The sequence below is a fragment of the Pseudoalteromonas sp. SR45-5 genome, from assembly GCF_014163565.1.
Lineage (GTDB): Bacteria > Pseudomonadota > Gammaproteobacteria > Enterobacterales > Alteromonadaceae > Pseudoalteromonas > Pseudoalteromonas distincta.
This window is the reverse complement of sequence record NZ_JACJDN010000223.1, coordinates 1-6,018: the sequence shown is the minus strand read 5'-3', so window position 1 is coordinate 6,018 and position 6,018 is coordinate 1. Positions and strand designations below refer to the sequence as shown.

The window sequence follows — 6,018 nt, the reverse complement described above, 5'->3', positions numbered from 1 at the left end:
GTGCGTGCTATTAACTCGGTTATTACAGTAGGGCAAGGCCAGCGCATGGGCTTGTTTGCAGGCTCTGGTGTGGGTAAATCAGTACTTCTCGGTATGATGACCCGAGGTAGCGAAGCCGATGTAATTGTTGTTGGCTTAGTGGGGGAGCGTGGTCGCGAAGTAAAAGAATTTATTGAAGAAATACTCGGTGTAGAGGGGCGCAAACGTTCAGTTGTTGTCGCAGCGCCCGCTGATTCATCACCGCTTATGCGTTTAAAAGGCTGTGAGAGCGCTGTAACTATTGCAGAGTATTTTAGAGATCAGGGTTTAAACGTATTATTGTTACTCGATTCGGTAACGCGTTATGCAATGGCGCAACGTGAAATTGCACTTGCTGTAGGTGAGCCGCCTGCTACAAAGGGTTATCCGCCTTCGGTGTTTGCTAAATTACCTGCGCTGGTGGAACGTGCTGGTAATGGCGGTGAAGGGCAAGGTTCAATTACCGCCTTTTTTACGGTGTTGAGTGAAGGCGATGATATGCAAGACCCTATTGCTGATGCAGCGCGAGCTATTTTAGATGGCCACATTGTATTATCGCGTGATTTAGCCGACAGCGGGCACTATCCCGCTATAGATATAGAAAAATCGATTTCGCGTGTTATGCCTCAAGTCGTTTCTGAACCACACATGCAACAAGCCCGTGTACTTAAGCAAGTTTATTCAATGTATCAACAAAACAAAGATATGATTACTTTAGGTGCTTATCAAAAAGGGACCGATCAAATGCTCGACCAAGCCATAAATATGATGCCAAGAGTAAATGCATTTTTACAACAAGGTATGCGAGATGTCATTAGTTACGATGATGGTCTGCAAGGTCTTGCTCAGTTACTAGGACAAGCATAATGGCTAAAAATAAACTCGATTTATTGCTCAAAATTGAAAATGATAAAGAAGAAAATTTGCGCATGAGTTACTTACAAGCCAATCAAAATTTGCAAGCAAATCAACAAAAGCTGCAAGGCTTAAATAACTTTAGACTTGAATATTCTCAACAGTTACACCTAAAAGGTAAGTCGGGTTTATCTAGTGCAGGGTTTGGTCAGTACCATGCTTTTATAGCTAAAATTGAAGAGGCAATTCGCCAACAAGCAAGTACAGTAAATACCGCTAAGCAAGTTGTTACTCAACGTAAAACGCTATGGCTTAAGCAGCAAATTAAAGCTAAAGCAGTTGCCAAATTAATCGAGAATCAAAAACTCAAAGCAAATGCATTAATGGCTAAAAACGAGCAAAAAATGTTAGATGAGTTTTCAGCTAATCAGTTTTTTCAACGTCGGAAAGCTTTGTAATTCAGGCACGTTAATTGCTTTGTTACTTAGTGGTATTTAACTTTTGGCGGTATGCGGTGGCATATTGCCGTAATGGTATTAGGTGATTTATGGCGATGAATAACATTTCGTTTTTAGTTTCTTCTGAAAAAGATTCACTGTTAGCTTTTAAAGACAATAGCTTAGCTAATGGCGAAGGAAATTTAGGCGAGGAATTTTTAAGCCAGCTAAACGAAGCGCATAACTCTATGGGGCCTTTGCTTAAGGGCAATAAAAATCCCGATGCCGAAAACTCGATTGCCATACCTAAGCATAAACAGCCAGAAGAAAATGAAAATCTGAGCGTAAAGCTAGATGAAATAACAACAGACGAAGTTACTTTTTTATCTGTTGAGATGCTTGATCAAATTAATTCAGCACAAGCAATGAGCACCTCGATTAATAAGCCGTTCGATGCAACTAAAAGTATAGAATCAGAAGATGCAGAGTTAGAAACCACCTCAGTAATTTTATCTGCTAATACAAGTGATGAAGTAACGACTGAAGAAGCGAATACAGCGAGTGTAGTGCAAAATCCAATTGCCACTAATGTAGACTCTAAAACGGCTAAATTAATTGATTCAAAAAGCGATAACTTAAGCTCACTACCTTTGAACTCTTTACCATTAAATGAAGGCAAGCATCGGAAAAGTGGTGTTGCTGAAGCTATTGAAGGGCCATTAAATTCTATAAATAAAAAGCCAGATGACAGCCCTGGCTCTACAGTAGAAAAACCTGAATTTGCATTAATGAGTTCTAAAGAGCAGCTAGGACAAAATAAGTCTGCTGATAAAAATAATATAGTTTTGCCAACACCCGCCGACAAAGCGGGTGTTACTCAGTCTCCTTTAGCCACAACTGAAGCTGATAATAATGCAGCAATAGATACGTTAATGACTAAAGATGCGAGCTTAATTAAAGCTAATAGTGTTATTGCTAGTTTAACGTCTGAGCAGCGCTCACAACTTAACGCGCAAGTTAAGGTATTAGAGAACGCTGATTCAACAAATAGCGCAACTAGTAACACTTCAAATCTTAAGCAAATGCTTGCACAATTTATTACTGATAACGAAAAAGCGCAAAGCACGGTAACAAAACACTCTTTTAGCGCAGAAATAAATTCACTTAATACAACTGAAAAACAAAGTTTATTAACGCAATTAAACGAATATATTAAAACAGAGCAGCCTAAAGGCGAGCAGTTGTCAGTGCTTAAGCAAACAGTTAATGAGTTAAAAGCTTCTATTGAAATTGGGCTTGCTGATACCGCTAAATCAGACTCAAAAACGTTTGTGGCCTCAGAGACTCCTAATACAGTATATGATCCACAAAAGTTAAGCTTAAAGGCATCTACAAACGAAGGCGCGGATATTAATAAAGCCGTAGCAACCTCAGCTAAGCGTGATGATTTATTAAAATCATTTGAAGAGTTACAAAAAGATGGGCTTAGAAAAATAACGGCAGAACAAACTCCTGCACGCGTAGCACAAGTATTTACGCAAATTACAGCCGCTTTAAATACTCAGCAAACGAGCACATTAAGCCAATACGACTCATTAAGTTACGAGCAGAGCTTACTTGATACCCAAATAATTCAAACTCAACAATTACAAAGTACATCACAAGTTAAGCAAGTAAGTATTGATCCAGGTGTAATGCAGGCAATTAATATTGTTAAAAGTGATGCAGCTAAATTACTGCAAGAGCGCGTTAGCTCAATGTTGAGCATTAATAATAAAGAAGCAGAAATTCGCCTCGATCCTCCAGAAATGGGCAGCATGCAAATACGTATTCGTAGCGATGCAGAACAAGCACATATAAACTTTGTTGTACAAAACCAGCAAGCCAAAGAAGCGCTTGAACAATCAATGCCGCGCTTACGTGAAATGTTAGCGCAACAAGGGCTAGAGCTTGGTGAAAGCACTATTTCTTATGGGCAATCAGGTGGTGAAACAGCTGAGCAAAGTGAGAGTGGAGCCCAAGGTAATTTGGCTAATAATAAGTCAGTTAATGATGAAAATGACGAGCAAGCAAATAACACTGCACAAAGTTCTCGACAACAAACTTCATCATCAATAGATTACTATGCCTAAGTACTGCTATTATAATAGTTAAAACAAGCAAGTACCTTTGCGATTAAAGGAATCATGATGGCTGAAGAAGCAAGTTTAGAAATCGAAGAAACCGGTAAAAGTAAAAAGAAACTAATAATAATCATAGTATCTGTACTACTTATTGCAGGTGGTGCTGCGGGTTACTTTTTTATGTCAGGTTCGGATGCGCCAGTTGAAACCTTAGATGAAGAGACTGCGATGTCGACTGATGCTGCTCCTGCAGCTTCTGGTTCATCAGCAGAAGTTGGTAGTGCTTTATATGTTGCTATGCCACGCCCATTTGTATTTAACGTGCCTGGCTCAAGTCGCGATAGAATTGTACAAATTAAAGTACAATTATTAGTACGTGGCGAAGTAAATGAAGAAACAGCCAAAAAACATATTCCACTAATAGAAGGGACGCTATTAAGCGTGTTTTCTACTACAACAGCTGATGAATTAAGTACGAGCTCTGGTAAAGAAACACTTCGTTTTTCTGCACTTGAAAAGGTACAAAAAGCCTTAATGGATGTTGAAGGCAGTAAAGTAATTGAGCGGGTATTGTTTACCGGCTTTGTGATGCAATAAGGGGTTAGCGTGAGCGATTTATTATCCCAAGACGAAATTGATGCGCTATTACATGGCGTTGATGACGTTGAAGAGGAAGATATACACGAAGGTGAAGATGGCGGGGGAAGTACGCTTCAGTACGATTTTTCTTCGCAAGATCGGATCGTACGTGGTCGTATGCCGACGCTGGAAATTGTTAACGAACGCTTTGCTCGTCATATGCGAATTAGCCTATTTAATATGATGCGTCGCACCGCAGAGGTGTCTATTAACGGCGTGCAAATGATTAAGTTTGGCGAGTATATTCATACTTTATTTGTTCCAACCAGTTTAAATATGGTCCGTTTTAGGCCTTTAAAAGGCACTGGCCTGATTACCATGGAAGCACGACTTGTGTTTATTTTGGTAGATAACTTTTTTGGTGGTGACGGGCGTTATCATGCAAAAATAGAGGGCCGAGAATTTACCCCAACAGAGCGCCGGATTGTACAAATGCTCCTTAAAATAATCTTTGAAGATTATAAAGAAGCATGGGCACCGGTTATGGATGTATCGTTTGAATATCTCGATTCAGAAGTAAACCCAGCTATGGCGAATATTGTAAGTCCAACAGAGGTTGTGGTTATTAGCTCTTTTCATATTGAGCTTGATGGCGGTGGCGGCGATTTTCATATTGCACTTCCGTATTCGATGCTTGAGCCAATCCGAGAGCTTTTAGATGCAGGTGTTCAATCTGATACAGAGGATACCGACTTACGTTGGAGCAAAGCACTTCGCGATGAAATAATGGATGTTGAGGTTGATATGTCGACTCAGTTACTTGAAGTTGATTTGACCTTAAAGCAAATTATGGAATTAAAAGCAGGTGATATTATTCCGGTTGAAATGCCTGAGCATATAACCGTATTTGTTGAGGAACTCCCTACATTTAGAGCCAAGATGGGTCGCTCTCGCGATAATGTTGCGCTTCAAATTAGTGAAAAAATTAAACGACCTGATTCAGTTAAATCTGAGCTGCATGTATTTACCAAAGGCGGCAAGAAAATTGACTCAGATGCAGAATTAGCAGAACTAGAAGATGATTTACACCTCTCTGACGGTGTAGACTTAGACTGGTAATTGATTAAAAGGTTAAAAGTATGAGCGATGATCAAGACACAATGGATGAATGGGCAGCAGCATTAGCAGAAGCCGAAGGTCCAGATGATAGTGGCGAAGCACATGTTGCAGAGCTTGATGAGTTAAGTGATTCAAAACACGAAATGAGTGGTGATGAAAAACGAAAACTCGACACTATTTTAGATATTCCCGTTACTATCTCAATGGAAGTAGGGCGCTCTAAAATCAATATTCGTAACCTACTGCAACTTAATCAAGGCTCTGTTGTTGAGCTTGACCGTGTTGCGGGTGAGCCGCTAGACGTGCTAGTTAATGGTACTTTAATCGCTCATGGTGAAGTAGTTGTAGTAAACGACAAATTTGGTATTCGCTTAACTGACGTGATAAGCCAAGTAGAGCGGATCAAAAAATTACGATGAGCTTATTAGTTGCTTTAACGAGTACCGTTTTTTCAAAAGCAGATGTGGCAACACCCACTGGGGATATACTCTCTATGGTGCTGTCGCTTGTAATGGTGCTAGTACTGATTATTGTACTGGCATTTTTTGTTAAAAAGCTTAACCCTAATTTAGCAAATAGTGATGAGTTTAAAGTAGTTAGAAGTTTACCTTTAGGTTCTCGCGAGCGTTTAATGGTTGTTGAGATAGATAATGCTCAGCATTTACTTGGTGTAACTCCCCACAGTATTAATTATTTACACAAGTTAGAAACCCCATTAAGTGAAAAAGAACTGCCTGAACTCGCTAAACGATTTGGTAAACTTTTAAACCCGCAATCAAACCAAAATAAAAAGAATTAAACCTATGACAAAGTGGCTGCTTATTATTTTTGCCATGGTGTTTGTACCAAATGTAAGTGCAGAAGGAATTGATGCCCTTACCATTACA

Annotated in this window: 7 protein-coding genes and 1 pseudogene; all 8 read left to right on the top strand. The window is 39.6% G+C overall.

Annotated elements, in window-relative coordinates; genetic code table 11:
• Nucleotides 1–885 (top strand): FliI/YscN family ATPase (locus tag H5072_RS09995; protein ID WP_182693443.1); only part of this gene is annotated, 885 nt, incomplete at its 5' end.
• Nucleotides 885–1,331 carry a flagellar export protein FliJ gene (fliJ, locus tag H5072_RS09990; RefSeq protein WP_002959337.1) on the top strand — a complete coding sequence of 149 codons (447 nt, stop codon included), beginning with the start codon at nucleotides 885–887 and terminating at the stop codon, nucleotides 1,329–1,331. The genes H5072_RS09995 and fliJ, both read left to right, overlap by 1 nt.
• Before the next feature lie 89 nt (nucleotides 1,332–1,420).
• Nucleotides 1,421–3,442 (top strand): flagellar hook-length control protein FliK, encoded by a 2,022-nt coding sequence (locus H5072_RS09985; protein WP_182693442.1) that lies wholly within the window; start codon nucleotides 1,421–1,423, stop codon nucleotides 3,440–3,442.
• A gap of 57 nt (nucleotides 3,443–3,499) precedes the next feature.
• A complete protein-coding gene (fliL, locus tag H5072_RS09980) occupies nucleotides 3,500–4,030 on the top strand; it encodes a flagellar basal body-associated protein FliL (protein ID WP_182693441.1) in 531 nt (176 codons plus the stop codon).
• 9 nt (nucleotides 4,031–4,039) lie between these two features.
• A complete protein-coding gene (gene fliM / locus H5072_RS09975; protein ID WP_002959334.1) occupies nucleotides 4,040–5,131 on the top strand; it encodes a flagellar motor switch protein FliM in 1,092 nt (363 codons plus the stop codon).
• Nucleotides 5,132–5,151: 20 nt separating this feature from the next.
• Nucleotides 5,152–5,550, top strand: coding sequence for a flagellar motor switch protein FliN (fliN, locus tag H5072_RS09970; RefSeq protein ID WP_002959332.1), 399 nt, complete (start codon nucleotides 5,152–5,154; stop codon nucleotides 5,548–5,550).
• Entirely contained in the window at nucleotides 5,547–5,930 is a 384-nt protein-coding gene (gene fliO / locus H5072_RS09965; RefSeq protein WP_182693440.1) for a flagellar biosynthetic protein FliO, read from the top strand. The genes fliN and fliO overlap by 4 nt, the downstream gene beginning before the upstream one ends.
• Before the next feature lie 4 nt (nucleotides 5,931–5,934).
• A pseudogene (locus tag H5072_RS21115) lies at nucleotides 5,935–6,018 on the top strand (flagellar biosynthetic protein FliP); the annotation flags it as partial.

Excerpts from the sequence above, each read along its gene's own strand:
- fliJ (WP_002959337.1), top strand. The coding sequence starts at position 885 with ATGGCTAAAAATAAACTCGATTTATTGCTCAAAATTGAAAATGATAAA.
- H5072_RS09985 (WP_182693442.1), top strand. The coding sequence starts at position 1,421 with ATGGCGATGAATAACATTTCGTTTTTAGTTTCTTCTGAAAAAGATTCA.
- fliL (WP_182693441.1), top strand. The coding sequence starts at position 3,500 with ATGGCTGAAGAAGCAAGTTTAGAAATCGAAGAAACCGGTAAAAGTAAA.
- fliN (WP_002959332.1), top strand. The coding sequence starts at position 5,152 with ATGAGCGATGATCAAGACACAATGGATGAATGGGCAGCAGCATTAGCA.
- fliO (WP_182693440.1), top strand. The coding sequence starts at position 5,547 with ATGAGCTTATTAGTTGCTTTAACGAGTACCGTTTTTTCAAAAGCAGAT.